At 70.8% G+C, this 26,335-nt stretch carries 23 protein-coding genes and 1 riboswitch; of the genes, 17 read left to right on the top strand and 6 right to left on the bottom strand.

From position 1 onward, the window contains the following. The first annotated feature begins 24 nt into the window (after positions 1-24). The 10 genes from OG435_RS39530 (at position 25) to OG435_RS39485 (ending at position 12,023) form a co-directional block, all read left to right on the top strand. Positions 25-954: an ABC transporter permease gene (locus OG435_RS39530; RefSeq protein ID WP_266884713.1), complete on the top strand. Its 930-nt coding sequence runs from the start codon at positions 25-27 to the stop codon at positions 952-954. Further along, complete coding sequence (locus OG435_RS39525) at positions 947-1,726, top strand: ABC transporter ATP-binding protein (protein WP_266884711.1); 780 nt, start codon at positions 947-949, stop codon at positions 1,724-1,726. The genes OG435_RS39530 and OG435_RS39525 overlap by 8 nt, the downstream gene beginning before the upstream one ends. A gap of 369 nt (positions 1,727-2,095) precedes the next feature. Next, positions 2,096-3,055, top strand: coding sequence for a squalene synthase HpnC (hpnC, locus tag OG435_RS39520; RefSeq protein WP_266884710.1), 960 nt, complete (start codon positions 2,096-2,098; stop codon positions 3,053-3,055). Positions 3,056-3,117: 62 nt separating this feature from the next. Further along, positions 3,118-4,068, top strand: coding sequence for a presqualene diphosphate synthase HpnD (hpnD, locus tag OG435_RS39515; RefSeq protein WP_266884709.1), 951 nt, complete (start codon positions 3,118-3,120; stop codon positions 4,066-4,068). 91 nt (positions 4,069-4,159) lie between these two features. Continuing rightward, positions 4,160-5,533: a hydroxysqualene dehydroxylase HpnE gene (hpnE, locus tag OG435_RS39510; protein ID WP_266884707.1), complete on the top strand. Its 1,374-nt coding sequence runs from the start codon at positions 4,160-4,162 to the stop codon at positions 5,531-5,533. Between the two features lie 101 nt (positions 5,534-5,634). After that, a complete protein-coding gene (locus OG435_RS39505) occupies positions 5,635-6,729 on the top strand; it encodes a polyprenyl synthetase family protein (protein ID WP_266884705.1) in 1,095 nt (364 codons plus the stop codon). A gap of 125 nt (positions 6,730-6,854) precedes the next feature. Beyond that, on the top strand, positions 6,855-8,924 hold the full coding sequence (gene shc, locus OG435_RS39500) for a squalene--hopene cyclase (RefSeq protein ID WP_266884703.1): 2,070 nt from the start codon (positions 6,855-6,857) through the stop codon (positions 8,922-8,924). Next, complete coding sequence (locus OG435_RS39495) at positions 8,921-9,604, top strand: 1-hydroxy-2-methyl-2-butenyl 4-diphosphate reductase (protein ID WP_266884701.1); 684 nt, start codon at positions 8,921-8,923, stop codon at positions 9,602-9,604. Before shc ends, OG435_RS39495 begins: the two co-directional genes overlap by 4 nt. Positions 9,605-9,609: 5 nt before the next feature. After that, positions 9,610-10,644 carry an adenosyl-hopene transferase HpnH gene (hpnH, locus tag OG435_RS39490; RefSeq protein WP_266884699.1) on the top strand — a complete coding sequence of 345 codons (1,035 nt, stop codon included), beginning with the start codon at positions 9,610-9,612 and terminating at the stop codon, positions 10,642-10,644. Beyond that, a complete protein-coding gene (locus OG435_RS39485; RefSeq protein ID WP_266884697.1) occupies positions 10,641-12,023 on the top strand; it encodes an aspartate aminotransferase family protein in 1,383 nt (460 codons plus the stop codon). Before hpnH ends, OG435_RS39485 begins: the two co-directional genes overlap by 4 nt. A 39-nt stretch (positions 12,024-12,062) precedes the next feature. Here OG435_RS39485 and OG435_RS39480 read toward each other — a convergent pair whose 3' ends face one another. Next, positions 12,063-12,869: a tyrosine-protein phosphatase gene (locus OG435_RS39480; protein ID WP_266884695.1), complete on the bottom strand. Its 807-nt coding sequence runs from the start codon at positions 12,867-12,869 to the stop codon at positions 12,063-12,065. Positions 12,870-13,193: 324 nt separating this feature from the next. After that, positions 13,194-13,391: riboswitch (cyclic di-AMP (ydaO/yuaA leader) on the top strand. 2 nt (positions 13,392-13,393) lie between these two features. Here OG435_RS39480 and OG435_RS39475 point away from each other — a divergent pair. Further along, a complete protein-coding gene (locus OG435_RS39475) occupies positions 13,394-14,383 on the top strand; it encodes a M23 family metallopeptidase (protein ID WP_266884693.1) in 990 nt (329 codons plus the stop codon). Positions 14,384-14,461: 78 nt separating this feature from the next. Beyond that, positions 14,462-15,610: a winged helix DNA-binding domain-containing protein gene (locus tag OG435_RS39470; RefSeq protein WP_266884691.1), complete on the top strand. Its 1,149-nt coding sequence runs from the start codon at positions 14,462-14,464 to the stop codon at positions 15,608-15,610. Between the two features lie 1,141 nt (positions 15,611-16,751). Here OG435_RS39470 and OG435_RS39465 read toward each other — a convergent pair. From OG435_RS39465 to nhaA, 3 genes are all read right to left on the bottom strand, one after another. Next, the gene (locus tag OG435_RS39465; RefSeq protein ID WP_266884689.1) at positions 16,752-17,504 is read right to left on the bottom strand and encodes a hypothetical protein; all 753 of its coding nucleotides are present in this window, start codon (positions 17,502-17,504) and stop codon (positions 16,752-16,754) included. A gap of 152 nt (positions 17,505-17,656) precedes the next feature. Continuing rightward, positions 17,657-17,908 (bottom strand): hypothetical protein, encoded by a 252-nt coding sequence (locus tag OG435_RS39460; protein WP_266884687.1) that lies wholly within the window; start codon positions 17,906-17,908, stop codon positions 17,657-17,659. Positions 17,909-18,493: 585 nt separating this feature from the next. Then, a complete protein-coding gene (gene nhaA / locus OG435_RS39455; RefSeq protein WP_266884685.1) occupies positions 18,494-19,813 on the bottom strand; it encodes a Na+/H+ antiporter NhaA in 1,320 nt (439 codons plus the stop codon). Positions 19,814-20,326: 513 nt separating this feature from the next. On the opposite strand from nhaA, the gene OG435_RS39450 reads away from it, so the two are divergent. From OG435_RS39450 to OG435_RS39440, 3 genes are all read left to right on the top strand, one after another. Beyond that, a complete protein-coding gene (locus OG435_RS39450) occupies positions 20,327-20,734 on the top strand; it encodes a hypothetical protein (protein WP_266884683.1) in 408 nt (135 codons plus the stop codon). 269 nt (positions 20,735-21,003) lie between these two features. Further along, positions 21,004-21,222 (top strand): hypothetical protein, encoded by a 219-nt coding sequence (locus OG435_RS39445; protein WP_266884681.1) that lies wholly within the window; start codon positions 21,004-21,006, stop codon positions 21,220-21,222. Positions 21,223-21,332: 110 nt separating this feature from the next. Then, positions 21,333-22,046, top strand: coding sequence for a nucleotidyltransferase domain-containing protein (locus tag OG435_RS39440; RefSeq protein ID WP_266884679.1), 714 nt, complete (start codon positions 21,333-21,335; stop codon positions 22,044-22,046). Positions 22,047-22,062: 16 nt separating this feature from the next. Here OG435_RS39440 and OG435_RS39435 read toward each other — a convergent pair whose 3' ends face one another. After that, on the bottom strand, positions 22,063-22,602 hold the full coding sequence (locus OG435_RS39435) for a cupin domain-containing protein (protein WP_266884677.1): 540 nt from the start codon (positions 22,600-22,602) through the stop codon (positions 22,063-22,065). Then, entirely contained in the window at positions 22,599-24,188 is a 1,590-nt protein-coding gene (locus tag OG435_RS39430; protein ID WP_266884675.1) for a hypothetical protein, read from the bottom strand. Before OG435_RS39430 ends, OG435_RS39435 begins: the two co-directional genes overlap by 4 nt. Positions 24,189-24,281: 93 nt before the next feature. On the opposite strand from OG435_RS39430, the gene OG435_RS39425 reads away from it, so the two are divergent. Further along, the gene (locus OG435_RS39425) at positions 24,282-24,746 is read left to right on the top strand and encodes an SRPBCC family protein (protein ID WP_266884673.1); all 465 of its coding nucleotides are present in this window, start codon (positions 24,282-24,284) and stop codon (positions 24,744-24,746) included. 226 nt (positions 24,747-24,972) lie between these two features. Next, positions 24,973-26,109: a DegT/DnrJ/EryC1/StrS family aminotransferase gene (locus OG435_RS39420; RefSeq protein ID WP_266884671.1), complete on the top strand. Its 1,137-nt coding sequence runs from the start codon at positions 24,973-24,975 to the stop codon at positions 26,107-26,109. Positions 26,110-26,335 lie beyond the last annotated feature (226 nt).

Below are 26,335 nucleotides of genomic sequence, written 5' to 3'. Positions count from 1 at the left end.
CATGAAGACGGAAAGTTTCATCTTGTGAGTGACACAACCCAGGACGGAACCCTTGCCACGAGCAGGCGGCCGTCCGAAGACGCCGGGCTGAGCTCCGCGGAGCTCGCCCGGAAGTACGGCCTGTCCGTCAGCGGACGCCGACCGAGCCTGGTCGAGTACGTGCGCCAGCTTTGGGAACGCCGCCACTTCATCATCGCGTTCTCCCGGGCCAAGCTGCTGGCCCAGTACAGCCAGGCGAAGCTGGGCCAGATCTGGCAGGTGGCGACCCCGCTGCTGAACGCGCTGGTCTACTACCTGATCTTCGGGCTGATCCTGAACGCCGGGCGGGGCATCGACAAGCACGATTACATCCCCTTCCTGGTGATCGGCGTCTTCGTCTTCACCTTCACGCAGACCTCGCTGATGGCGGGCGTCAGGGCGATTCCGGGCAACATCGGGCTGGTCCGGGCCCTGCACTTCCCGCGCGCCTCGCTGCCGATCTCCTTCTCGCTGCAGCAGCTCCAGCAGCTGCTGTTCTCGATGGTCGTCGTGTTCGTGGTCACGATCGGGTTCGGCAACTACCCGTCGCTGTCGTGGCTGCTCGTGATCCCGGCACTGATCCTCCAGTTCGCCTTCAACACCGGTCTCGCCCTGGTCTTCGCCCGGATGGGGTCCAAGACCCCCGACCTCGCGCAGCTCATGCCGTTCGTCACGCGTACGTGGATGTACGCCTCCGGCGTCATGTTCTCGATCGACACGATGCTCGCGGGCAAGCCGCCGTGGATCGCGGACATCCTGCAGTGGAACCCGGCCGCGATCTACATGGACCTGATCCGCTTCGCGCTCATCGACGGGTACGGCGGGAGCCACCTGCCGCCGCACGTCTGGGCCTTCGCGGTCGGCTGGGCCCTCCTGCTCGGCATCGGCGGATTCGTGTACTTCTGGAAGGCTGAGGAGCGTTACGGCCGTGGCTGAGAACAACCAGGGGCACGTCCCCACCGTCATCGCCGACGACGTGCACATCGTCTACCGGGTCAACACCGGCAGCGCCGGCAAGGGCAGCGCCACGGCGGCGCTCAGCAAGATAGTCCGCCGACGGCGCGGCGACGCACCGGGCGTGCGCCGGGTCCACGCCGTGCGCGGGGTCTCCTTCACGGCGTACCGCGGCGAGGCCATCGGTGTCATCGGCTCCAACGGCTCCGGCAAGTCCACCCTGCTGCGGGCCATCGCGGGTCTGCTGCCCTGCGAGTCGGGCAAGGTCTACACCGACGGCCAGCCCTCGCTGCTGGGTGTCAACGCGGCGCTGATGAACGACCTCACCGGTGAGCGCAACGTGGTCCTCGGCGGTCTCGCGATGGGGATGACCCGCGCGCAGATCCGGGAGCGGTACCAGGACATCGTCGACTTCTCGGGCATCAACGAGAAGGGGGACTTCATCTCCCTGCCGATGCGGACCTACTCTTCCGGCATGGCCGCGCGCCTGCGTTTCTCCATCGCCGCGTCCAAGGACCACGACGTCCTGATGATCGACGAGGCGCTGGCCACCGGTGACCGGAAGTTCCAGGTGCGTTCCGAAGAGCGCATCCGGGAACTACGCAAGACCGCCGGAACCGTTTTCCTGGTGAGTCACAACAACAAGTCCATCCGCGACACCTGTGACCGGGTGCTGTGGCTGGAGCGGGGCGAACTCCTGATGGACGGCCCCACCGAGGAAGTCGTCGCGGCCTACGAGAAGGCGACCAGCTGACGGTTCTCCACCGACGGCCCCCACCGCGTCCGGCGGCGGGGGCCGTCGCATGCCGTACGGGTGCCGGGCACGCCGGGGTCGCCCCCTTTCCACGCGAGTGGCGTGCGGGCGACATTGTGTGGTGGAGCGAATACCCGTCGAGCCCCGGCGCCGTTGTACAGCGTAAGCTGGGCCAGGCCTCAATCATGGGCAACTGGGGACGATTCCCCCTATAGGTGAATAGCCCGGTACGCCCCGGGAAAGTGCGGCGGCGTGTCCGAAATAGGATGTTTTAGGTTGGCAGTGTAGAACGGGAGATGTGACGGCAATGGCTACGGGAATTCTCCGGCCCCCAGGCACGACGGCCGTTCCCGCCGCGGGCGGCGGGCGGTGACCCCGGGGCACGGCACCAGCCCCCGGCCGCACGAGCCGGCCGACGCCTCCGGCACCCTCCCCGCCCACCCCGGCGCCGCCACTCTCGGCAAGGCGCGCTCCGAGAACTTCCCCGTCGCCCCCGCCTTCCTGCCCCGCGCCTGGCGCGAGGGCCTGATGGCGGTGTACGGGTACGCCCGTCTGGTCGACGACATCGGCGACGGCGACCTCGCCCCGGGCGGCCACGACGCCGTGCTGCTCGGGCTCGACCCCGCCGCCACGGACGACCGGCTCGCCATGCTCGACGCCCTCGAAGCCGACCTGGGGCGCGTCTTCGGCGGCACCGACGGCCCCCCGCGCCACCCCCTGATGCTGGCCCTGCAGCCCGTCGTGCGCGCCCACGGGCTCACCCCCGAATCGTTTCTGGGGCTCATCGAGGCCAACCGCCAGGACCAGCGGGTCGCGCGCTACGCGACGTACGGCGACCTCGTCGGCTACTGCGAGCTCTCCGCCAACCCGGTGGGGCGGCTCGTGCTGGACCTCACCGGCACCAGCACCCCCGAGCGGATCCGCCGCTCCGACGCCGTCTGCACCGCCCTGCAGATCGCCGAACACCTCCAGGACGTCGCCGAGGACCTCGCCCGGGACCGGATCTACCTCCCGGGCGAGGACATGCGCCGCTTCCACGTGACCGAGACCGACCTGAAGGCCCCGTCCGCGGGTGCGTCCGTACGCGCCCTCGTCGCCTTCGAAACCGAACGGGCGCGGGAGCTCCTCGACGAAGGCACGCCGCTCGTGGGCAGCGTCCACGGAAGGCTCCGGCTGCTGCTCGCGGGCTTCGTGGGAGGGGGACGCGCCGCCCTGCGAGCCGTCACCGCCGCCGGCTTCGACGTCCTCCCCGGCCCGCCCAAGGCCACCAAGAGCGTCCTGCTCCGCGAGGTGGCCGCCGTCCTGCGCACAGCGCCGAGAAAGGGGTGAGCCCCATCGTGGAGGGCCCCACACACGCGTCCGCACCCGGCGCACCGTCCGCGCCGACAGCGATGTCCGCACCGATTTCGGCCGCCTACAGCTACTGCGAGGCCGTGACCGGCTCGCAGGCGCGCAACTTCGCCTACGGCATCCGGCTGCTGCCCGCGGACAAGCGGCAGGCGATGTCCGCGCTGTACGCCTTCTCCCGGCGGGTCGACGACATCGGCGACGGCACGCTGCCGCACGAGGTCAAACTGGCACGGCTGGAGGAGACCCGCACCCTGCTGGGCCGGATCCGCGCCGAGGAGATCGACGAGGACGACACCGACCCGGTCGCGGTCGCCCTCGCGCACGCCTCGCGCCGCTTCCCGATCCCGCTCGAAGGGCTCGACGAACTCATCGACGGCGTCCTCATGGACGTCCGCGGGGAGACCTACGAGACCTGGGACGACCTCAAGGTCTACTGCCGCTGCGTGGCCGGAGCCATCGGCCGGCTCTCGCTCGGAGTCTTCGGCACCGCGGCCTCCGGCGGCGCGGCCGGGCACGCCGGCTCCGGCGCGCACGACGCGGCGCGGGCGGGCGAGTACGCCGACACCCTCGGTCTCGCCCTGCAACTCACCAACATCCTGCGGGACGTCCGCGAGGACGCGGCCAACGGGCGGACCTACCTGCCCGCCGAGGACCTCGCCAAGTTCGGCTGCTCGGAGGGGTTCAACAGCGAGCGGATGCCCCGCGGCGCCGACTTCGCCGGGCTCGTCCACCACGAAGTCCGGCGCGCCCGCGCCCTGTTCGTGGAGGGCTACCGGCTGCTGCCCCTGCTCGACCGGCGCAGCGGCGCCTGCGTCGCGGCCATGGCCGGCATCTACCGGCGCCTGCTCGACCGCATCGAGCGCGAGCCGCAGGCCGTGCTCCGCGGCCGGGTCTCGCTGCCGCCGCACGAGAAGGCGTACGTGGCGGTCCGCGGCCTCTCCGGCCTGGACGCGCGGACCATCGCGCGCCAGAGCGCCAGGAGGCGGCTCTGATGACGGCGGGCCGGCGAGCCGTGCCGGCGGGGCGGACGGGAGCAACCCCGCGGCGCCCGGCGGCGTCCGTGGGAGTGACGGAGGAGGACGCATGACCGTGGACCGGGCCGTGGTCGTCGGCGGCGGGCTCGCCGGTGTGACCACCGCGCTGGAACTCGCCGACGCAGGACTGCGGGTGACCCTGCTGGAGGGCCGGCCCCGCCTCGGCGGCCTGGCGTTCTCCTTCAAGCGCGGGGAACTGACCGTCGACAACGGCCAGCACGTCTACCTGCGCTGCTGCACCGCCTACCGGTGGTTCCTCGACCGGATCGACGGCGCCCACCTGGCGCCGCTGCAGGACCGGCTCGACGTGCCCGTCCTCGACGTCGCCCACCCCGGTGGCCCCCGGCTCGGCCGGCTGCGCCGCAGCGCCCTGCCCGTACCGCTGCACCTGGCCGCCTCGCTGGCACGCTACCCGCACCTCTCGCTCGCCGAGCGGGCGTCCGTCGGGCGCGCAGCCCTGGCGCTGCGCCGCCTCGACCCCGCCGACCCGGCGCTCGACGGCGTGGACTTCGCGACCTGGCTCGGCCGGTACGGCCAGTCCCCGCGCACCATCGAGGCGCTGTGGGACCTCGTCGGCATCGCCACGCTCAACGCCACCGCCGGGCAGTCCTCGCTGGGACTGGCCGCCATGGTCTTCAAGACCGGCCTGCTCTCCGAGAACGGCGCGGCCGACATCGGCTGGGCCCGGGTACCGCTCGGCGACCTGCACGACACCCTCGCCCGCAAGGCCCTGGACGCCGCCGGGGTGCGCACCGAACTGCGCACCCGGGTCACGGACATCTCCCGTACCCCGGAGGGCGGTTGGCGGGTGGCCACCGAGGGCGACTCGTTCGACGCCGGCACCGTCGTCCTCGCCGTCCCGCAGCGCGAGGCCCACGGGCTGCTGCCCGCCGGAGCGCTCGCCGACCCCGACAAGCTGCTCGACATCGGCACCGCGCCGATCCTCAACGTCCACGTCGTCTACGACCGCAGGGTGCTCAAGCAGCCCTTCTTCGCGGCCCTCGGCTCCCCGGTCCAGTGGGTCTTCGACCGCACCGACTCCTCGGGACTCCCCGACGGCGGCCAGTACCTGGCCCTGTCCCAGTCGGTCGCCCACGAGGACATCGACGAGCCCGTCTCCGTCCTGCGCGCGAAGTACCTGCCCGAGCTGGAACGGCTGCTGCCCGCCGCGCGCGGAGCCAAGGTGCGCGACTTCTTCGTCACCCGGGAACGCACAGCGACCTTCGCCCCCACACCCGGCGTCGGACGGCTCCGGCCCGGAACCCGGACCGACACGCCGGGGCTCTTCCTCGCCGGTGCGTGGACCGCGACGGGTTGGCCCGCGACCATGGAGAGCGCCGTCCGCAGCGGACTGAGCGCGGCCCACGCCGCGCTCGTCCCGCTGGGCCGCCACCGCGAACACCCCTTGCAGGAGGCGGTATGACCACCACCGGCACCGTAGGCGCCACCGGTACCGGGACGACCGGCACCACCGGCACCGCAGCATCACGCACCGCAGTACGTACAGGAACCAGAGGAGAGCCAGTGAACCCGGGGAATCCGGCCGTCGAGAACACGGACGCCAGTGCGGGCCCGGCCGGCGGGGAGAAGGCGGACACGCTCGCCCTCCTCGAACGAGGCCGTACGCTCTCGACGCCCGTGCTCCGCGCCGCCGTGGACCGGCTCGCCGCGCCCATGGACACCGTCGCCGCCTACCACTTCGGCTGGATCGACGCCTACGGCAACCCGGCGGACGGCGACGGCGGCAAAGCCGTCCGCCCCGCCCTCGCCCTGCTCTCGGCGGAAGCCGCCGGCGCCGCCGCCGAGGTCGGCATCCCCGGCGCCGTCGCCGTCGAACTCGTCCACAACTTCTCGCTGCTGCACGACGACCTGATGGACGGCGACGAGCAGCGCCGCCACCGCGACACGGTGTGGAAGGTCCATGGACCCGCCCTCGCCATCCTGGTCGGCGACGCCCTGTTCGCCCTGGCCAACGAGGTGCTGCTGGAGCTCGGCACGGTCGAGGCCGGCCGCGCGGCGCGCCGCCTGACCACCGCGAGCCGCAAGCTCATCGACGGCCAGGCCCAGGACATCTCCTACGAGCACCGCGAGAGCGTCAGCGTCGAGGAGTGCCTGGAGATGGAGGGTAACAAGACCGGCGCCCTGCTCGCCTGCGCGGTCTCCATCGGCGCCGTGCTCGGCGGCGCGGACGGCCGTACGGCCGACAAGCTGGAGGAGTACGGCTACCACCTCGGCCTCGCCTTCCAGGCCGTCGACGACCTCCTCGGCATCTGGGGCGACCCGGAGTCCACCGGCAAGCAGACCTGGAGCGACCTGCGCCAGCGCAAGAAGTCGCTGCCCGTCGTCGCGGCCCTGGCCGCCGGCGGACCGGCCTGCGAGGAACTGACCGAACTGCTCGCCGCCGATGCCAAGAGCAACGACTTCGAGAACTTCTCCGAGGAGGAGTTCGCGGCCCGCGCCGCGCTCATCGAGGCCGCCGGCGGCCGCCAGTGGACCGCCGACGAGGCGCGCCGCCAGTACGAGATCGCCATCAAGGCCCTCGACGACGTGGACATGGACCAGCGCGTGCGCGACCAGCTCGTCGCGCTCGCCGACTTCGTCGTCGTGCGCAAGAGGTGATCGCCACCCGTACGCGCATATGAATCGCGAGTCGCCGGCCGGTACTGCCTGCCAGTAGTACCGGCCGACGGCGGCCCCCAGAACAGCGGATGACAGCAGAGGACACTGCACGCAAAGGGGAAGCCATGACTGCGACGACCGACGGCGGCGCCCATGCCTGCGGCGCCGACCCGAACGAGCCCGGTCCCGGGCCCGCCTCCGGGCCGCCGGGCCCGGTTCCGGGCGCCGGACCGGACCCCGGCTCCGCGGGGCCGCGCGGGGTCCGCGAGGCCACCGAGCGGGCGGTGCGGGACCTGCTCGACCGGCAGGACGAGGCCGGCTGGTGGAAGGGCGACCTGGAGACCAACGTCACCATGGACGCCGAGGACCTGCTGCTGCGCCAGTTCCTCGGGATCCGCGACGAGGCCACCACCAGGGCGGCGGCCCTGTTCATCCGCGGGGAGCAGCAGGACGACGGCACCTGGACCACCTTCCACGGCGGCCCCTGCGACCTCTCCGCCACCATCGAGGCCTACGTGGCCCTGCGCCTCGCCGGAGACGCGCCCGACGCCCCGCACATGGCCCGCGCCTCCGCGTGGATCCGGGCCAACGGGGGAGTGGCGGGCGCCCGCGTCTTCACCCGCATCTGGCTGGCGCTGTTCGGCTGGTGGAGCTGGGACCACCTGCCCGAGCTCCCGCCCGAACTGCTCTTCCTGCCGCCCTGGGTACCGCTGAACATCTACGACTTCGGCTGCTGGGCCCGGCAGACGATCGTCCCCCTCACCGTGGTCTCCGCCCTGCGCCCGGTCCGCCCGGCCCCCTTCGCCCTGGACGAGCTGCACACCGACGCGCGGACCCCGTACCCCGCCAAGAAGCTCGCACCGCTGGCCAGTTGGGGCGGCGCCTTCCAGCGCATGGACAAGGCCCTGCACGTCTACCGCCGGTTCGCCCCGCGCCGGCTGCGCGCGGCGGCCATGGCGAGTGCCGGCCGCTGGATCGTGGAACGGCAGGAGAACGACGGCTGCTGGGGCGGCATCCAGCCGCCCGCCGTGTACTCCGTCATCGCCCTGCACCTGCTCGGCTACGACCTCCGGCACCCGGTGATGCGCGCCGGACTGGAGTCCCTGGACCGCTTCGCCGTCTGGCGCGCGGACGGCGCCCGCATGATCGAGGCCTGCCAGTCCCCGGTGTGGGACACCTGCCTGGCGGCCATCGCGCTGGCCGACGCGGGACTGCGCCCCGACCACCCCGCACTGGTCAAGGCCGCCGACTGGATGCTCGGCGAGGAGATCGTGCGCAGTGGGGACTGGGCCGTGCGCAGGCCCCAACTGGCCCCGGGCGGCTGGGCGTTCGAGTTCCACAACGACAACTACCCCGACATCGACGACACCGCCGAGGTCGTCCTCGCCCTGCGCCGCGTCAAGCACCCCGACCCGGCGCGCGTGGAGGGGGCCATCGCCCGGGGCGTGTCGTGGAACCTCGGCATGCAGTCGAAGAACGGGGCCTGGGGAGCCTTCGACGCCGACAACACCAGCCCCTACCCCAACAAGCTGCCCTTCTGCGACTTCGGCGAGGTCATCGACCCGCCCTCGGCCGACGTCACCGCCCACGTCGTGGAGATGCTCGCCGTCGAGGGCCGGGCGGGCGACGCCCGCACCCGGCGCGGCATCGCCTGGCTCCTCGCCGAACAGGACCCGAACGGCGGCTGGTTCGGCCGCTGGGGCACCAACTACGTCTACGGCACCGGCTCGGTGCTCCCGGCGCTGACCGCAGCCGGCTACGCCCCCTCGCACCCCGCGATCCGGCGCGCCGTGGCCTGGCTGGAGTCCGTACAGAACGAGGACGGGGGATGGGGCGAGGACCAGCGCTCCTACCAGGACCCGTCCTGGGCGGGAAAGGGTGCCTCGACGGCCTCGCAGACGGCGTGGGCGCTGATGGCCCTGCTGTCGGCGGGGGAGCGCGACGCGCCGTCCGTGGAGCGGGGGATCGGCTACCTCGTCTCCACCCAGCGCGCCGACGGCACCTGGGACGAGCCGTACTTCACCGGCACCGGATTCCCCTGGGACTTCTCCATCAACTACCACCTGTACCGACAGGTCTTCCCGCTCACCGCGCTGGGCCGCTACCTGTACGGAGAACCGTTCGGCCCGGGCGGGCGGTACGCCGATCCGGCCGCGTTCCCGCACGCGGCCCCGTCCCCCGGGGAGGCCCGATGACCGGCGGCCCCGCCGCGGCCGCACCGCCGCCGCTGCTGATCGCCTGCGCCCTGCGCATCGAGCGGACCGCCCTGCGCAGCGCCTCGTACCGCAGCGTCCGCGAGCACGGCGCGCCCGAGCGGTACGAGGTCCTGCGCACCGGCATGGGCCCGCGAGCGGCCGAGCGCGCCGTCGGCCGCAAACTCGCCGAGCCGGAGCTGCGCGGCGCCGCCGTGCTCGCCACCGGCTTCTGCGCCGGGCTGCTGCCCGGCATGAGCCCCGGCGACCTGATCGTCGCCGAGGAGACCCGGGACCCGCGCGGCACGGTCGCCTGCGCCGGTTCCGCCCTGCTCGCCGAGGCACTGGCCCGGGCCGTACCCGGCCGGACCGTACACCTCGGTGCACTGACCGGATCCGATCACGTCGTCCGGGGCCAGGAGCGCGCCCAGCTGCGCGCCGGCGGCGCCATCGGGGTCGACATGGAATCGGCCGCCACCCTCTGGACCGCGACCCGCGTCGGGAGCGCCCCCGGCGCTCCGGACCGTCCGGTTGCGGCCGTCCGGGTGATCGTGGACGCTCCGGAGCATGAGCTCGTCCGTATCGGCACCGTCCGCGGGGGAATATCGGCCTTTCGCGTACTGCGTGCCGTACTGCCCGCGTTTTATGAATGGCACCGTTCTTTGCTGCTCCCCAGGAGGTGAGCCAGATGGCCATGCCACTGCGACAGACCATCAGGGTCGGGACGTACCTGCTCGAACAGAAGCTCCGCAAGCGTGAGAAGTTCCCGCTGATCGTCGAGCTGGAACCGCTCTACGCCTGCAACCTGGCCTGCGAGGGGTGCGGGAAGATCCAGCACCCGGCCGGGGTGCTCAAGCAGCGCATGCCCGTGGCCCAGGCGGTGGGCGCCGTGATGGAATCGGGCGCGCCGATGGTGTCCATCGCGGGCGGAGAGCCCTTGATGCACCCGCAGATCGACGAGATCGTGCGCCAGTTGGTGGCCAAGCGGAAGTACGTCTTCCTCTGCACCAACGCGATGCTGCTCCGCAAGAAGATCGAGAAGTTCACGCCCTCCCCGTACTTCGCCTTCGCCGTACACATCGACGGACTGCGCGAGCGGCACGACGAGTCGGTCGCGAAGGAGGGCGTCTTCGACGAGGCGGTCGAGGCCATCAAGGAGGCGAAGAAGCGCGGATTCCGGGTCACGACCAACTCCACCTTCTTCAACACCGACACCCCGCAGACCATCATCGAGGTCCTCAACTACCTGAATGACGACCTCCAGGTCGACGAGATGATGATCTCGCCCGCCTACGCCTACGAAAAGGCCCCCGACCAGGAGCACTTCCTCGGCGTCGAACAGACCCGCGAACTCTTCAAGAAGGCTTTCGCCGGGGGCAACCGGCGGCGCTGGCGGCTCAACCACTCCCCGCTCTTCCTGGACTTCCTGGAAGGCAAAGCCGATTTCCCCTGCACCGCCTGGGCCATTCCGAATTACTCGCTCTTCGGCTGGCAGCGCCCCTGCTATCTGATGAGCGACGGGTACGTGCCCTCGTACCGGGAACTGATCGAGGACACCGACTGGAGCAAGTACGGCCGCGGGAAGGACCCGCGCTGCGCGAACTGCATGGCGCACTGCGGGTACGAGCCCACGGCCGTCCTGGCCACCATGGGTTCGCTCAAGGAGTCGCTGCGGGCGGTCCGCGAGACCGTGGGGGGCGGGAGCAGGGACAAGTCGGCATGACCGGCTTCGATCTCGGCGCCCTCCTGGCCGAGCGGGGTGGCGAGCGGTACGAACTGCACGCCCGCCACCTCAACCACCAGCTGCCCCGGATGCTGCACACCATCGGGTTCGACAAGGTGTACGTGCGGGCCGAGGGAGCCCATTTCTGGGATGCCGAGGGCAACGACTACCTCGACATGCTGGCGGGCTTCGGGGTGATGGGCCTGGGCCGCCACCACCCGGTGGTCCGGCAGGCCCTGCACGACGTGCTGGACGCCCAGCTCGCCGACCTCACCCGCTTCGACTGCCAGCCGCTGCCCGGGCTGCTGGCCGAGAAGCTGCTCTCCCACAGTCCGCACCTGGACCGGGTCTTCTTCGGCAACAGCGGCACGGAGGCGGTGGAGACCGCCCTGAAGTTCGCCCGGTACGCCACCGGGCGGCCCAGGGTCCTCTACTGCGACCACGCCTTCCACGGGCTCACGACGGGCTCGCTCTCGGTCAACGGCGAGGCCAGCTTCCGCGAGGGCTTCGGGCCGCTGCTGGCGGACACCCGGATCGTGCTCGGAGACCTGGCCGCGCTGGAGCGGGAGCTGAAGAAGGGGGACGTGGCGGCCCTCGTCGTGGAGCCGATCCAGGGCAAGGGGGTGCTCGCCGCGCCGCCCGGCTTCCTGCTCGCCGCACAGGAGGCGCTGCACCGGCGGGGGGCGCTGCTGATCGCGGACGAGGTGCAGACCGGCCTCGGACGGACCGGCGACTTCTACGCCTACCAGCACGAGGCCGGAGTCGAACCGGACCTGGTCTGCGTGGCCAAGGCCCTCTCCGGCGGCTACGTGCCCGTCGGAGCGACCCTGGGCAAGGACTGGATCTTCAAGAAGGTCTACTCCTCCATGGACCGGGTGCTCGTCCACTCCGCCAGCTTCGGCTCCAACGCGCAGGCGATGGCGGCCGGGCTCGCGGTCCTGTCCGTCATGGAGGACGAGCAGGTGGTGGCCCGTGCCCGCGCGACGGGAGACCTGCTGCGCGGGCGGCTCGCCGCGCTCGTGGACGAGTACGAACTCCTCCACGAGGTACGGGGACGCGGGCTGATGATCGGCATCGAGTTCGGCCGGCCGTCCTCGCTGGGCCTGCGGAGCCGCTGGACCATGCTGCAGGCGGCCCGCAAGGGGCTGTTCGCGCAGATGGTCGTGGTGCCGCTGCTGCAGAAGCACCGGATCCTCACGCAGGTCTCCGGGGACCACCTGGAAGTGATCAAGCTGATCCCCCCGCTGATCGTGGACGAGGCGGACGTCGACCGGTTCGTCGGCGCCTTCCGCACGGTCATGGACGAGGCGCACGGCGGCGGCGGCCTGATGTGGGACTTCGGCCGGACGCTGGTGAAGCAGGCCGTCGCCAACCGCTGAGCCGGCGGTTCGGCGGGCGACGGCCCACCTCGTGGGGCGTCAGTCCAGCAGCCGGTCGCGGAGTCTGCCGAGGGTCTCGGGCGTGAGCCCGAGGCCCTCGGCGAGGTAGCGGTCCACTCCGCCCCACTCTTCGTCGATGGTGTCGAAGGCCGTGGTCAGATACGGGGCGCGGGCGTCGAAGAGCGGGGCGAGCAGTTCCATCACCTCGGGGGCGCGGGCCTCGGGCGCGTCGCTGCCCCGGCGGACCCGGTAGCGGTTGTGCGGCTGGTTCGACTCCAGGTAGTCCGCGACGATGGCCTCCCGCTCCACGCCCAGCGCGAGCAGGGTGACGGCGATCGACAGGCCGGCCCGGTCCTTCCCGGCCGCGCAGTGCATGAGGGCCGGGACGCTGTCCTCGGCGAGCGCGTGCACCACCCGGCTGTGCTCGGCGGTACGGGTCCGGATCATCGACCGGTACGAACGGGACATCCGGTCGGCGGCCCTGCCCTCGCCCAGCAGCTCGCGGAGCTGCGCCAGCTCTCCCTCGCGGACCATCTTCCAGAACTCCCCGCCGTCGGCCGGATCCGACAGCGGAATGTTCACGTTGCGCACGCCGGGCAGCTCCACGTCCTGCCCCTCCAGTGCGTGATCGGCTCCGTTGCGGAAGTCGAAGACGGTGTGCAGTCCGAGCGACCCGAGGAATTCCGCGTCGCTTTCGGTGGCATGCGCCAGATGTCCACTTCGGAATAGTCGTCCCGACTTGACCCTCCGGCCGTCCGTGGTCGGCAACCCGCCCACGTCGCGGAAGTTGCGCACTCCGGTCAGCGCCGGCTCCTCGTGCGGACTCTGGGGTATCGGCTGGGTCACCGGGCTCCTCCGTGTGGTGGTGGTCTTCGTCGTCGGTGGTGTCCGAATTACGCCAGTTATGGGCAACTTGCCATAGCGACAGGCGAGATCGGACATGCCCCCGTGAGCCAGATCATACGGTGACGGTGAGTGCCTGATCGCGAATGGCGAATTGCCTTGCTGGGGCGGTTGTTGAAGGTGCGGAATGGACGCAGGGTGACCGGAATTCCGGCGGCCCGTCATCTTCAAGATTCTGTTGGGGAATTCATGACTTGTTCCGTGCGGCCGGACTCGATTACGTTCGCGATCGATCCGGACGGACCGCCTAATCCTGCCGCCGACCGGAAACCGCACCCGACTATTCACGCGCGCGGCAGGAGCGGGGGAACCAGGTAGGCCGCTGTTCCGGATCTCCGGTTGAGATCTTTACAACGGGACAGCTCGGGGTGAAGCCGTACATGTGCTGTTCACCGGCACAGGGGCGGCCGGACATCTCCAGTCCGAACCCGACAGCTCACCTCGCAGGCGTCGGAGAGGAATTCGCCATGCACGGAACGGGTAAGCACCGCCGTCCCAAGTCCCGCTCGATATCCCGCGGGTTCGCCGCCGCGGGCACCGGTGGCGCGGCCCTCGCGCTTCCGCTGCTCGGCGCCACCGCGGCCCACGCCGCGGGTGCCCCGGCCGCGGCGCCCGCCGCAGTCCCGGCCCCCCAGGTGGTGGCCGCCCAGGCGCCCGCCGCGCTCAAGGCCGCGCCGGCCGCCGCGCAGAGCGCGCCCACGGTCTACACCGTGGTGCCGGGTGACTACCTGTCCAAGATCGCCGAGCGCCAGCACCTCACCGGTGGCTGGGAGCGGCTCTACGCGGACAACCGCGAGGCCGTCGGCACCGACCCGTCGCTGATCCACCCGGGCCTGGAGCTCACGCTCGGCGCGAAGGGCTCGGCTCCGGCCGCGGCCGCCGAGTCCGCGCCGGCCGAGACGCCGAAGCCGTCCAAGAAGTCTACTTCCTCCGCTTCCTCCGGTTCTTCTACTTCTGCCGATTCGTCGGATTCCTCCGACGGGGGCGCCGCACCCGCCCGCAAGGCGCCCGTCGCGAAGGCGCCCGCCAAGCAGCAGAGCGGCTCCACCTCGACCGGCTTCGTCGCCCCGGTGGGCGGCGGCACCTCCACCGCGTACAAGACCGCCGGCTCCATGTGGTCCAGCGGGTACCACACCGGGGTCGACTTCGCCGCGAGCAGCGGCACCACCGTCAAGGCGGTCGGCGCCGGCACCGTGGTCTCCGCCGGGTGGAGCGGGTCCTACGGCAACGAGGTCGTCATCCGGCACGCCGACGGCAAGTACAGCCAGTACGCACACCTCTCCCAGCTGTCCGTCTCCTCGGGCCAGAGCGTCACCGGCGGCCAGAGCATCGGCCTCTCCGGTTCCACGGGCAACTCGACCGGCCCGCACCTGCACTTCGAGATCCGCACCGGGCCCTCGTACGGCTCGGACATCGACCCGCTGGCCTACCTGCGGTCGAAGGGCGTCAGCATCTGAATCCGAATCTGAATCCGAGGCGCTGTCGGAGGTGCCGGTTAGGCTGCACGTTCCGACAGGGGACGGGACGGGCGCGGCATGAAGATCAGCGCAGGGGAGCTCAACCGCTCCACCCTCGCACGGCAGTTGCTGCTGCGGCGCGAGGTGATGGGCGTCGGTGACGCGGTCCGCGGGGTGGTCGCCCTGCAGGCGCAGCACGCGGCCTCGCCCTACCTCGCGCTGTGGAACCGGCTCGCCGGTTTCGACCCGGCGGACCTCGACGCCGCCTTCACGGGGCGCGAGGTCCTCAAGTCGACGCTGATGCGACTGACCCTGCACGCCGTGCACGCGGAGGACTACCCGCCCTTCCGGGAGGCCGTGCAGCCGTCCGTACGGGCCGCCCGGCTCGGGACCCGCTTCACGGCCTCGGGGCTGACGGCTGAGGACGCCGACGTCCTCGTGCCGGAGCTGCTGGACTTCGCCGGCCGGCCCCGTACGACGGCGGAGTGCGAGGCCTGGCTCGGCGACCGGCTAGGCGCCCCGCCGCAGCCCGGAGCGTGGTGGGGGCTGCGGCAGTACGCACCGCTGCTGCACGCGCCCACCGCCGCGCCGTGGTCGTTCGGGGAGCGACCGTCGTACGTCGCGCCGCCGAGCCGCCCGCGCGCCGTACCGGCGGACCCGGAGGCGTCGGAGGAGTCCCTGCGGACGCTGGTCCTGCGCTACCTGGAGGGGTTCGGGCCGGCGTCGGCGGCGGACGTGGCGCAGTTCTCCCTGGTCCAGCGGTCCAGGGTGCGCCAGGCGCTGCGCGCTCTGGAGCTCTCCGGAAGGCTCGACCGGCTGACGGGACCGGAGGGCGAGGAACTGTTCGACGTCCAGGGCGCACCGCGTCCGCAGGCGGACACACCCGCGCCGCCCCGGCTGATGGCCATGTGGGACAGCGTGCTGCTGGCCTACGCGGACCGGAGCCGGATCGTTCCGCCGCAGTACCGCAAGCTCGTCGCGCGGATGAACGGCGACACCCTGGCGACCCTGCTGGTCGACGGCCACGTCGCCGGTGTGTGGCGGCCGTCCGGCGCCGGGATCGAGGCAACCGCCTTCCACCCGCTGCCGGAGGAGGTCTGGGAGGCGCTCACCGCCGAGGCCCGGGCGCTGACGGCCTTCCTGGCCGACCGCGAACCGGAGGTTTACCGGCGGTACGGCCACTGGTGGAGCAAACTGCCGAGCGCCGAGACCCGGTTGCTCGCCTGAGCTGCCGCGGGGCCGGGACCGGAGGGGGGTCCCGGTCCGTCGGGCCGGAGGAGTCCGGGCCACGCGGCGGTGGATGTCGGCGGCGCGGGCCTTCCTGGCCCGGACAGCGCGTTACCGACGTGCAGCGACGCCCCGGGGGAACCGGGACCGATGTCCGCCGGTACCGGCCGGCTCGTCGGCTCCCGGGAAAGCTGGCGCGGGGCAGCTGGTGGTGACGGCGGCGATCTTCTTGGCGCCGGAGTATGTGACCCACATCTTGCCGTCGGGGCCGGTGGCGGGGTGGGCGGGGTTCGCGCCCTACGGTGGGCGCAGCGCAGTCGGTAGCAGCGCCGGTGGGCATGCTCTTGACGATCTTGTTACCTACCTGGACGAAGCCGGGATTCGCGCAGCACTGGCGGGTGTACGGCAAGGACGGCCGGCCCCACCGGAGATGTCCACACTCATCCAAATGCAGCATGATCTGAAGCGGCGGTGGAACCCCTTCGAGCGGCTGGTCGCGAGTATCCGCTCCCAGGGCATCGACATCTGAGTGCCGGGCAGCAACCCCGGCACAGGGCCAGCACGGATCAAATTGAAACCCGCGCGCCAGCCGTACCCGCCTGTTCACACCTGCCACGACGGGTTGAGCGGCCAGGTGCTGCCGGCCCGGCGCGGCTGCCATAGCGGTCCTCATGCGGGGGTACCAACGCCTAAGCGTCGGCGGAATCCCGTGTCAGCGGACGTCGGTGCCATGACCCCATCCCCCCGTGGTGGGGCGAGGGTGGCCAACGTTTGTGGGCGGGGCGGCACACTGACCCCAAACCCCTCAGCATGTCCTGCCCCCACCACCCCGCCCCGAACGATCGGTGGCGGGGTTCTGTATGCCGTCCCCGCTGCGCGTAGGGGGGTGGTTGATACTCACTTTCGGGTAACAGGAACTGTCATCGCAGAGTGGCCCATTCCTGGCGAACAACGACCATCCCTCAACTCGCAAAGGCTGCCAGCTCTGCCGGGCCGTCAACATGGCGCACAGGCGACATACGTGGAGTCTGCATCTGAGAGTCATAGAAACATGGGGAATACCTCGTCGGGGCCCGCCCGCGTCGGGGACCGCCACCAGACGGGCGACGCCCGTCGTGCCGCCGGGTCACCCTCGCGGGGGTCACCGGCGAAGCCGCAGTTCGAACGCAATAACCAGGCTGCTCCACAGTGTCCCGGCGGCACATCTCCACATCAGGAGCGCCGACTGCTCGCGCATGACCATCAAGTCGGCGAGGGACCCTTCCAGGAAGCGGAGTTGCTCTTCATCTGCGGGCCACGTCAACATGGTGATCATGAGCAGTCGGCCGACCAGCCGGACGGACAGTGGCAGAGGGCGCAGGTCCACCGCGAGGTTCACGTAACTGATGCGGTGCGCTCTACCCAACAAGCTGATGGCCTCGGCGGCGGCGAGCATGACGCACCAGTTCCGCATGGCCTCCATCCAGGAGGCGTGGCCGAGCAAGGCGGACAGCACGGCGGGGACTCCGGTCATGGCGACCATCCATGCCTGTCGCGCACCGGTGCCGCGCCCGGCACGAGCCGTGCGGGCATCGGACCGGCCCGCTACGGAGGCGCCCGCCCGGGACGAGGCGTTCGGCATGCCGGTGGGCGCGCCGCCGCCGGCCTCGCCGCGCTTGTCCTTCTCGTCGCGGATGACTTCGGGACGCCTCTCGACCTCGACCATGACGTCCACGTACATCTGGTACCAGACTTCTCGACTTGGGAAGTCCCCAACGCTGTCGCCGTTGCGCTTCTTGTACTCGCTGCGCAGGTAGTCCGTCAGTGGCTCCAAGACATGCCAGGAGGGCCGCTGTCGGGCGCGGAGGATCCGGGACACCGACGCGTAGTGACAATGCGCGTTCTCGGCGATCACCAGGAGGGTCTGGTCGGGTAGATACTCGTCGAGCGTCCGGGCCAGGAGGGCAGCCGCCGGAGGCGTGCTGCTCGGGATGCGCAGACGCTTTCGCCCCGCCCGGTTCCTTGGGATCTCCGCTGGCACGGCCCCCGAGGGTTCCGGCGCGGCAGTCACATCGACTCCAGGATGCCGTAGAGGCCGAGCGCTACGAGGGTGGCGACGAAGTGGAGGGTGAAGACCACGAGCGGGTTTGTCATGTCTAGCGCCGACTTAAGCGTGGGCGCCATGCGGCGCGGCAGGTGACGCATCGCCTTGAGAACGCTGATCACCTGGTGTGCGAGCAGCGCGAAGACCAGCGCGAACACGATGTGCCAGATCAGTTCGGGCATCCCGGGTGCGGCTTCGATCAGTTGATGGGTCATAACTCTCCGTGCTCGCACGCAGGTGCAACCGGTGGTCCGTAATCACGAGAGACGTGCATTACGGAGGCGATGAGTGCGAGACTGGGTGTGCTGGCGGGGGCCTGCGCTGCTCCGTCCACGAAACAGTTCGGCGCCGAGCCCCTGTTGATCTGCCTGAAGCACCGGCTCCTCAGAGGGTTACGTCTTGGACGCTACCAACTGCCGGACCGTAAAACCCGGTTCAGGCGCCGTTCACGGCGACGACGCAAAAATGCTCCGCCTCTCCGGCGGGGCATTCGTGCGTCAGGAGACCAGTCTGAGCCGAGGTCAGTGAAGGTCGCGAACGCGCCTGTGGCCGCCTGTCGGCGGCCGCAGGGAGAGGGAGAGGCTCAGGCCTTGCACCTCGTCTGAACCTCAGCTGACGACAGTGAGCCGTGGCCGTGGCCGCGGCGACCGTCGCACCGGCCGCCATGGCCTGGGGGCTGGTGGTGAACGCCCACTGCCGCCGGGCACTGCCCGGATGTCGGAGCTCGGTGACGGCCGTGCTGATGGCCAGGGCGGCGATGACGATCACGGGCGCCAGCAGTGGGGCGTCACTGCCAGCCATCAGATGTGCTTCCCGTCCGTAGGAGCGGCGTTGCCTGCGGGCTCGATGTAGTGCTGGTAGATGTCGGGGATTCCGTCGTTGTCGGCGTCGAGGTTCTCCGCCTCGTACAGGCGCCGGTAGACGGTGTTGCGCCTGCGCAGCAGTATGGCCGCGAGGACGGCGGCGATCAGAGAGGCAACGAGGACGGCGGCCTTGACGTGCTCGCCAGTCTGGGTGCCGGGGAAGGCGAGTTCCCCGATGAGGAGGGCGACGGTGAAGCCGATCCCGGCCAGTACCGACAGGCCGAGCACGTCGGCCCAGGCGAGGTCGGGGTTGAGCTGGGCGCGGGTGAACTGGGCGGCCAGGTAGGTTCCGGCGAAGATCCCCAGCGTCTTTCCGGCCACCAGGCCGATCACCACGCCGAGGGGTTCGGGGCTGGTGAACACCGCGCCCAGGGCCGGGCCGGAGATGCTCACCCCGGCGGCGAAGAGCGCGAACAGCGGCACCGCGATCCCGGCGGAGAACGGGTGGACCAGGTGCGCGACCCGGGCGGCGGGTGAGACCTCTTCGCCCTTGTCGCGGGTGGTGCGCAGGATGAGGCCCATGGCTACTCCGGCGACGGTGGCGTGGACGCCGCCGTTGTACATCAGCGCCCAGATCGCCAGCCCGAGGGGCACGTACCACCACCAGCCGCGCACCCGCAGCCGCTGGAGCAGGTAGAAGAGGACCAGGCCCGCGAAGGCTCCGGCGAGCGTCCACGGGTTCAGGTTGGAGGTGAAGAACACCGCGATGATCAGGATCGCGCCCAGGTCATCGACCACGGCGAGGGTCAGGAGGAAGGCGCGCAGCGCGGCTGGCAGGTGGGTGGAGAGCACTGCGAGGACGGCGAGGGCGAAGGCGATGTCGGTGGCCATCGGGACCGCCCAGCCCGCACTGCTGCCGTCGCCCGCTGTGGTGGTGGCCAGGTAGAGGGTGGCGGGTACGGCCATGCCGCACAGGGCGGCGATCACGGGGAGCGCGGCGGTGGCCGGGGTGCGCAGTTCTCCGACGACCAGTTCGCGTTTGAGCTCGATGCCGGCGACGAGGAAGAACACGGCCAGGAGCCCGTCGGCCGTCCAGTGGCCCACGGACAGGTCCAGGCCGAGGGCCGGTATCCCGAAGTGGAAGTCGCGTACGGAGGCGTACGCCGTGCTCCATGGGCTGTTGGCCCAGATCAGTGCGAGGACGGCCGCGCCGAGGAGGACCAGGCCGCCGACGGTCTCGGTGCGCAGGGCGCGGGTGATCGCCTGCCGCTCGGGCAGGGGGAGCAGTCCGAGGAATGGGGAGCGGGTGCCGGCCATGGCAGTGGGCCTCCGGTGTGTCAGCGACGAGAGGGCACACTGCCCCCGGGACGCCGACCAGACTTCCCGGCACACCGCGCGCCATTTTTGACGCGTTCCTTACACCGTATCGAGCGAACGGCCGGGGTGTCTGCCCCGGACCGCTTCCCGTAATCAATCGGTGTCGGGTGGTGATCAGCCCTGGCGGGAAGCGCACCACCAGGCCGCCAGAGGGTCGAGATGCTCATGTGGCCTGCCGCCGCGCACACTGAGGGCGCGGCGTCGCCCATGCGGGTCCGCCGACCTTGCTTCCGCGCCGCCCGGACGGGCACTGCCGTCCGTAGGCACCGCCGGCCGCCGAGGCGACGACGCAACGCCGGGCCGCCGACCGTAGTGATGACTATCCGGCCTGGAAGCAGCCCTTCCTGCCACCGTGCGTGGACCGCCCCCCGGCGGCCAAGCATCCCGAAGCGGTCGGCTGTACCCGACCGTCCTCTTTCCGGCGTAATGCCGTTCCCGGCTACGGGGGCAGCGGTGAACACACCAGGCGAGGGGCCCGACTTACTCGACGCCTACCTGCAGGAGGTCCTGGCACGCCTGGGCCGGGAAGGGTTCGAGGTAGTGCTCCGTGCCGCGGACGTGACCTGCGAACTCCTCGCAGGCGGGCATCCCACCCTCCTGGCCGGCCCGGACGACGACGCTTTCGGCCATGGCCTGCAACGCGAATACCTGGCCCTGCTGGCCGTCCTGATCACCGGCCGCACCGACCACCACATCATCACCCTGCCCCAGAGCGACGGGACGGCCAGCTGGGCCGTCGTCGAAGACCACCTGCTCCACGACCCGAAGGTCCTGGAAGAACTCCGCACTCGGCTCACGGCCCGGGCCCACGAAACCGCCCAGGCTGCGCGGGCACTGGAACAGTGGTGGACGACAGACTGAAGCACAGCCCCGCAGGCCGCACCAGCACGGGCGATCTCACGGTCGGTCGCGTACCTGACCCACAGCCGCCATGACCGCGCGGAGCCAGGCCGGCCGACAAGGCGTGACCCCGGATGGCGGTCGGGACCGTGCCGCCGGGAGTGCGGGATCGTTTCAGCAGTCATGAACACCAACTCCCGCGTCGAACGACCTCCTCTGGCCTGCCCACCGTGCCGTGCTGCGGCTGGGACGTCCCGTCCGTTTCGCCGGGCTGCGAACGGGGTGGGGGAGTGAGGGAACGAGAACGCTCGTTCTTCTGGTGCCGGGCCTGCCGCCAGCCCCTCTACGCGACCAGCACAGTGACGGACACCTCTGCCCGGAACTGGGAGATCGACCACCAGCAGCCCGGCTCCTGCACCCGCAGCCACGTGCTGCCCCTGACCGGGATCGCGGAGGGCCCGGAGGAGCTGCCGGCCGCCGGACTGGTCTTGCGTCATTTCGGCCCGTAGTCCGCACTCCACCGGGCCTGCTCGCCGCTCCGGCGGCGGCCTGGAAACGGGTGTTCTCTCCCGGTTCAGTCCCGTGCTTCGCAGGTGGTGAGCCACGGCAGAGTAGGGGCATGGACGTACTCGATCTTGCCCGTGCCCTTGTTCTGGAGCGCCACCCCGACGCCCGCGCCGCATTCCTTGGCGGCAGTGTCCTCACCAGCCGGCGTACGGCCCGGTCCGACCTGGACATCGTCGTGCTGCTCGACGGCCCTCCTGCCCCGTACCGCGAGAGCCTGCGGTACGGGGACTGGCCGGTGGAGCTGTTCGTGCACACCGAGGACTCCTGGCACACCTTCGTGACCCCAGAAATCGTGCAGCGTAACTCGCCTCTGCTGTGGATGTGCGCCGAGGGCGCGCTGCTGCTCGATGCCGACGGGACAGGAGTGCGGATCGCGGAAACAGCGAAACGTCTCGCGGCCGCAGGCCCGCCGCCGGTCACCGACACGGCCCTCGAAGACGTCCTGTACGCGCTGACGGACCTCCTCGATGACCTCGCCGCCTGCACGGATGCGGGGGAGCGGCTGTTCATCGTGGCCGAACTCGTCCGGCGCAGCGGCGAACTGGCGCTGCTGACCCACGAAACGTGGCTCGGTGGCGGCAAGTGGCTGGCCCGGCGCCTCGAACCCGTAGCCCCGGACCTCGCCGCACGACTGAACGAGACGGCGCAAGCCGCGCTGCGCGGCGCACCGGAGGGCCTCACCTCGCTGGTCACAGACGTCCTCGACGCGGTGGGCGGCCCGGTCTGGGAGGGGTACCGCCGCAGCGGACCACGCAGGACGGCCTGAACTTCTCGCCTCTCTTTTAACGTCCTGTCCTGACTGGGTTAGGGAGGCGGTTTCCTTCCCGGCCGGTTCTCTCCGGCTCCGTCGGGGAAACCTCCCCTTCCGTCCCCGGAGTGTGGTGCTGCGGGGTGAGGAGGGTGAAGTCGGCGAAGTCGAATCCGGGGGTCACCAGGCAGCTCACCAGGACCTCCTGGTCTCCGGCCGGGCTGGCGCTTTGCCAGTGGCCGGCCGGCACGCACACCTCCAGCTCGGTGCCGGGGAAACGGTGCGATCCCAGCAGGTGCTCGGTGACCATGGTCGGTGCCGGTCCGGGCGGGCTGAGGCGCAGGGCGAGGGGGCCGCCGTCGCGCCAGAGCCAGATCTCGTCGCTGGCCACCGTGTGCCACTGGGAGCGTTCTTCCGGTGCGAGCAGGTAGTGGATGAGGGTGGCCGACGGCCGGTGCCCGGTGCCGGTCGGATGCGGGAGGGTGACGGAGGAGGCATAGATCCTGCGGTACCAGCCGCCTTCGGGGTGTGGCTGGAGGTCGAGGACGCGGGCGGTCTCGGGGCGGGCGGTCATCGGCGGCTTCCGGTCGGGACGGTGCTCTTGGGCGTGGTGGGCGGGCCGTAGCGCTCGTAGTAGTCCTGGAGGAGTCCGGATTCCTCCAGGACGGTGTCGGCCCAGGCGGGGTCCAGCCCTGCGGGTGCGGGCCGGGTGGCGACGGTGCAGGCGCCGGTGAGCATGCCGGCGTAGACGAGGTCGGAGTGGAGGTTGCTGATGCTGTCGGTCTCGTGGAAGTTCACGGGCCGGCCCCCGGCCAAGACCGTGACGTCCACACCATCCGGTAGACGGTGGGTGCGGCGGAAGTGGCCGGGCGTGGCCTCGGCCGAGGGGGCCAGGGTTGTGAGGGCGGGGAGGTCGAACTCGATGTCGCGGCTGCTGACGCTGGCGAGGTAGACGGGCCGCTTGAGGGCCTGGAACTCGCGGGTGGACATGCTGGTGCGGCCGGTGGCCCCGAAGACGAGGAGGGGTGTGTGCCCGGTGAGGAGCGTGCCCAGTTCGCGTGCGGTGGTGTAGCCGCTCTCGTGGGCGTCGATGAGGTTCAGGATGTCCGCGTCGTGGACCGCCACGCGCATGCGCCGCTGCGTCAGGAGCGCGGCGATCTGAGCGCCGACCTGGCCGTAGCCGATGACCAGGGCGGGCTGGCCCTCGATCTTCGTCGCGGGCAGCAGTTCCAGGGCTGTCGCGACGGCCTTCTCGGCGATCCAGTACGACTCGATGCGCCCCTTGAGCCGGGACTGGGCCACGGAGAACACCGGGAACGGCAGCTCCTGCTCTCGACCCTGGAGCTTGTAGATTCCGGACATGGTCTGCTCGACCACCCCCGCCCAGGCGCCGGCCTCGTCGGCCGCCCGATGGCCGGATCCTGACGGGTCCAGCAACGCGGGTACGACGTATCCGCCGTCGTCCAGGGCCAGGCAGCGCAGGCCCAGTCGGCGGGCCCGGACCGTGTGCTGCGAGACCGCTTCGGGATCCGACGCGTCGCGGACGCTCACGCCCAGGTCGGTGAGGTGGCCGTGGACGCGGTGGCGCCACTGGTAGGCGTAGTCCTTGCGCAGGACCGTCATGGCCTCCAGCGGAGCGCCCAGTTCGGCGAGGCAGCCGACGAGGTGGACCAGGTCGGTGAGGAAGTGCCCGGTGACCACCAGCGCGAAGCCCGCGAGCGGCTTGCCCTCGCGCAGCCGCTGGACGGTGGCGCTCATCAGGGGGAGCTCGCCCGCCACCCGCTGCGTTTCCTGTGTAGTGAGGGGCTGGCGGTGCCAGATCTCCGCCCAGCGGCCCAGGAAGGCGCTCGGTGGCGTGCCCGTGGTGGTGGACAGCCGCAGGTTCAGGCGCAGCAGGGACGATTCAGCGTGCTCGTGGCGCATCTCGGTGGAGAGGAACATCCGGGCATGCAGACCGGGTTCAAGGTGCGCGGTCAGCTCGCCCGCGGTGTGTCCGAGGACCACGTTCCGACCGGCGGCGTCGCACAGGCGGCTGGCCGCCCGGTACAGGAGGTGGGGGCCGTCCTCGGGGGCGGCGGTGACATCGACCGCGGTCGAGGCGAAGGAGGCAAGGCCGTCCACGGGCGCCGGCTCGGGCTGGTCCGGACGTCGGATGGTCACGTTTTGAATTCTCGATCTGCTCGGCATTGAATCTTGACCTGTTGTACTCGGACAGGCCCCCAACCGCAAAACAGATAAGAGGCGGTGTGAAAAATGGATAATCACGCGAAGGTGATCGTGAAGGGGAATGTCGCATGCCCGGCCGCAGTCGTTTGGGGCCGCGTCGTGGCATTCGGCGACATCGCGCAGTGGCATCCGCTGATCTCCCGCAGCATTCAGGAGAACACGCCCGGACCTGGAGGCGGGGCGGTGAGGGCCCTCACCACTCACGACGGAGCGGCCATCCGCGAGGAGCTGACCGCGTGCGATCCCGCAGCACGCACACTCGCCTACACATTCCTGACCAGCCCGTTTACCGTCACCAACTACTGCGCGACTATGGAAGTGTCCGAAACGGGCTCCGCCTCCTGCCTGGTCACCTGGACCGCGACGTTCGAGCCGAACGACCCCGCCGACGGAGCACGGCTGAGGGATCTGTTCGCAAACGAGGTATTCCGACCCGGAATCGAAGCGCTGAACCCTGTAGGCGTCAGGCCTGAAACCGGCACGGCATCCTGACGCGAAATAATCGCGAAGGAATCTGGAGCCTCCACCTTCGATCGAATATGAGCGACTGCGATGCGGTCCCGCCAGCGGACGTGTCGCCGAGGAGATGGTCGAACGAATCAGCGGTGCGCCCGCGTGATGACGGGCGGATCGTTTCCTCGTTCTCCGGCCGGAGGGTGATCTTGAAAACACATGGTCACCCCTGCTCTGACTGTGATGACGATGGAGAACAAGAACCATGAACACCCTGACTGCCGGGACGATCGCCGGCGAGTTCCACGCACGCCGCGTACGAGCTCTCAAGGCGGACGTGCTGCGGCTGGTGGAGGAGGTCATCGACGACGGCGTCTTCCACGGCGGCCGCCGGGTCCGGGAACTGGAGGCGGTGGCGGGCGAGCGCTGGCGCGGCCACGCCGTTGCCGCCAGCTCGGGGACGATGGCGCTGGAATGTGCCGTTCGGGCACTGGGGATCGGAACCGGGGACGAGGTGATCATGCCAGCCCTGACGTTCGTGTCGACCGCCTTCGCGGTGGCCGCCGCGGGCGCGGTCCCGGTGTTCGTCGACATCGACCCGCACACCCGCACCATCAACCCGGCCGCGGCCGCGGCCGCCGTCACCCCCCGCACCCGCGCTGTCATCCCCGTCCATATGCACGGCCTGATGGCCGATATGACCGCGATCACCGCCCTGGCCGACCGCCACGGCCTCGCCGTCATCGAGGACTGCGCCCAGGCCGCCGGCGCCACCGACGCGGGCCGGCCCGCGGGCTCCGTCGGCGACATCGGCTGCTACTCGATGTGGGTCGGCAAGAACCTCGGCGGCCTCGCCGACAGCGGCCTGCTCCTCGCCCGCGACCCCGCCCTCGTGCCGCTGCTGCGCAAGCTCACCGACCTGGGCCGTGACGGCGAGCGCAACACCCACCACCTGCGCGGCAGCCGAGCCCGGATGGGCGAGATCGACGCCGCCGTCATCCGCCACCAGCTCGACCTGCTGCCCGCCTGGACCGAGCGCCGACGGACCCTCGCAGCCCGCTACGCCGACGCCTTTGCCACCCTGCCCGTCGGTGCTCCGCACGACGCCGAGCACCGCCCGCACACGTACTACAAGTACCCGCTGACCCTGCCCGACCCCGCCACCGCCGCGGCCCTCATGACCCACCTGAGCCGTGCCGGCATCACGACGGAACAGGTCTACCCGCACGCGGTCCCGCACCAGCCCGCCCTGCGCGACATCACCCACCGCACCACCGACATCACCGTCACTCTCGACCTGCTCCCACGCATGGTGTGCCTGCCCCTGGCTCCCGAACTCACCGACGAGGAAACCGACCGCGTCATCGACGCCGTCCACGCTTTCCACACCGACCGGGCCTGAGCCCGCACAGCGCCCGGAAAATGGCATAGCGAACATCCTTGATCAACCGGCCACGGCACTCGCCCCGGTCATCGCCGACGGCCACGCCATCTTGGACACCGCGGCCCGCTACGCCCGCTCCTTCCTTGAGGCCCCGCGCCCCATGCGGCCCCGCTCTCCGGAGCAGCTCAGGGACATCCTCGGGGGCGACCTGCCGCAGGCGGGCCACGAGGAGCTCGCGACCCTG

Origin of the sequence: Streptomyces sp. NBC_01264 (genome assembly GCF_026340675.1) — a bacterium.
In the GTDB taxonomy this organism is placed as follows: domain Bacteria; phylum Actinomycetota; class Actinomycetes; order Streptomycetales; family Streptomycetaceae; genus Streptomyces.
Note: the sequence above shows the minus strand (reverse complement) of the source record. Positions and strands in the feature narration are given on the sequence as shown.

Excerpts from the sequence above, each read along its gene's own strand:
- hpnD (WP_266884709.1), top strand. The coding sequence starts at position 3,118 with ATGTCCGCACCGATTTCGGCCGCCTACAGCTACTGCGAGGCCGTGACC.
- hpnE (WP_266884707.1), top strand. The coding sequence starts at position 4,160 with ATGACCGTGGACCGGGCCGTGGTCGTCGGCGGCGGGCTCGCCGGTGTG.
- shc (WP_266884703.1), top strand. The coding sequence starts at position 6,855 with ATGACTGCGACGACCGACGGCGGCGCCCATGCCTGCGGCGCCGACCCG.
- OG435_RS39495 (WP_266884701.1), top strand. The coding sequence starts at position 8,921 with ATGACCGGCGGCCCCGCCGCGGCCGCACCGCCGCCGCTGCTGATCGCC.
- hpnH (WP_266884699.1), top strand. The coding sequence starts at position 9,610 with ATGGCCATGCCACTGCGACAGACCATCAGGGTCGGGACGTACCTGCTC.
- OG435_RS39485 (WP_266884697.1), top strand. The coding sequence starts at position 10,641 with ATGACCGGCTTCGATCTCGGCGCCCTCCTGGCCGAGCGGGGTGGCGAG.
- OG435_RS39475 (WP_266884693.1), top strand. The coding sequence starts at position 13,394 with ATGCACGGAACGGGTAAGCACCGCCGTCCCAAGTCCCGCTCGATATCC.
- OG435_RS39470 (WP_266884691.1), top strand. The coding sequence starts at position 14,462 with ATGAAGATCAGCGCAGGGGAGCTCAACCGCTCCACCCTCGCACGGCAG.
- OG435_RS39460 (WP_266884687.1), bottom strand. The coding sequence starts at position 17,908 with ATGACCCATCAACTGATCGAAGCCGCACCCGGGATGCCCGAACTGATC.
- nhaA (WP_266884685.1), bottom strand. The coding sequence starts at position 19,813 with ATGGCCGGCACCCGCTCCCCATTCCTCGGACTGCTCCCCCTGCCCGAG.
- OG435_RS39440 (WP_266884679.1), top strand. The coding sequence starts at position 21,333 with ATGGACGTACTCGATCTTGCCCGTGCCCTTGTTCTGGAGCGCCACCCC.
- OG435_RS39435 (WP_266884677.1), bottom strand. The coding sequence starts at position 22,602 with ATGACCGCCCGCCCCGAGACCGCCCGCGTCCTCGACCTCCAGCCACAC.
- OG435_RS39425 (WP_266884673.1), top strand. The coding sequence starts at position 24,282 with ATGGATAATCACGCGAAGGTGATCGTGAAGGGGAATGTCGCATGCCCG.
- OG435_RS39420 (WP_266884671.1), top strand. The coding sequence starts at position 24,973 with ATGAACACCCTGACTGCCGGGACGATCGCCGGCGAGTTCCACGCACGC.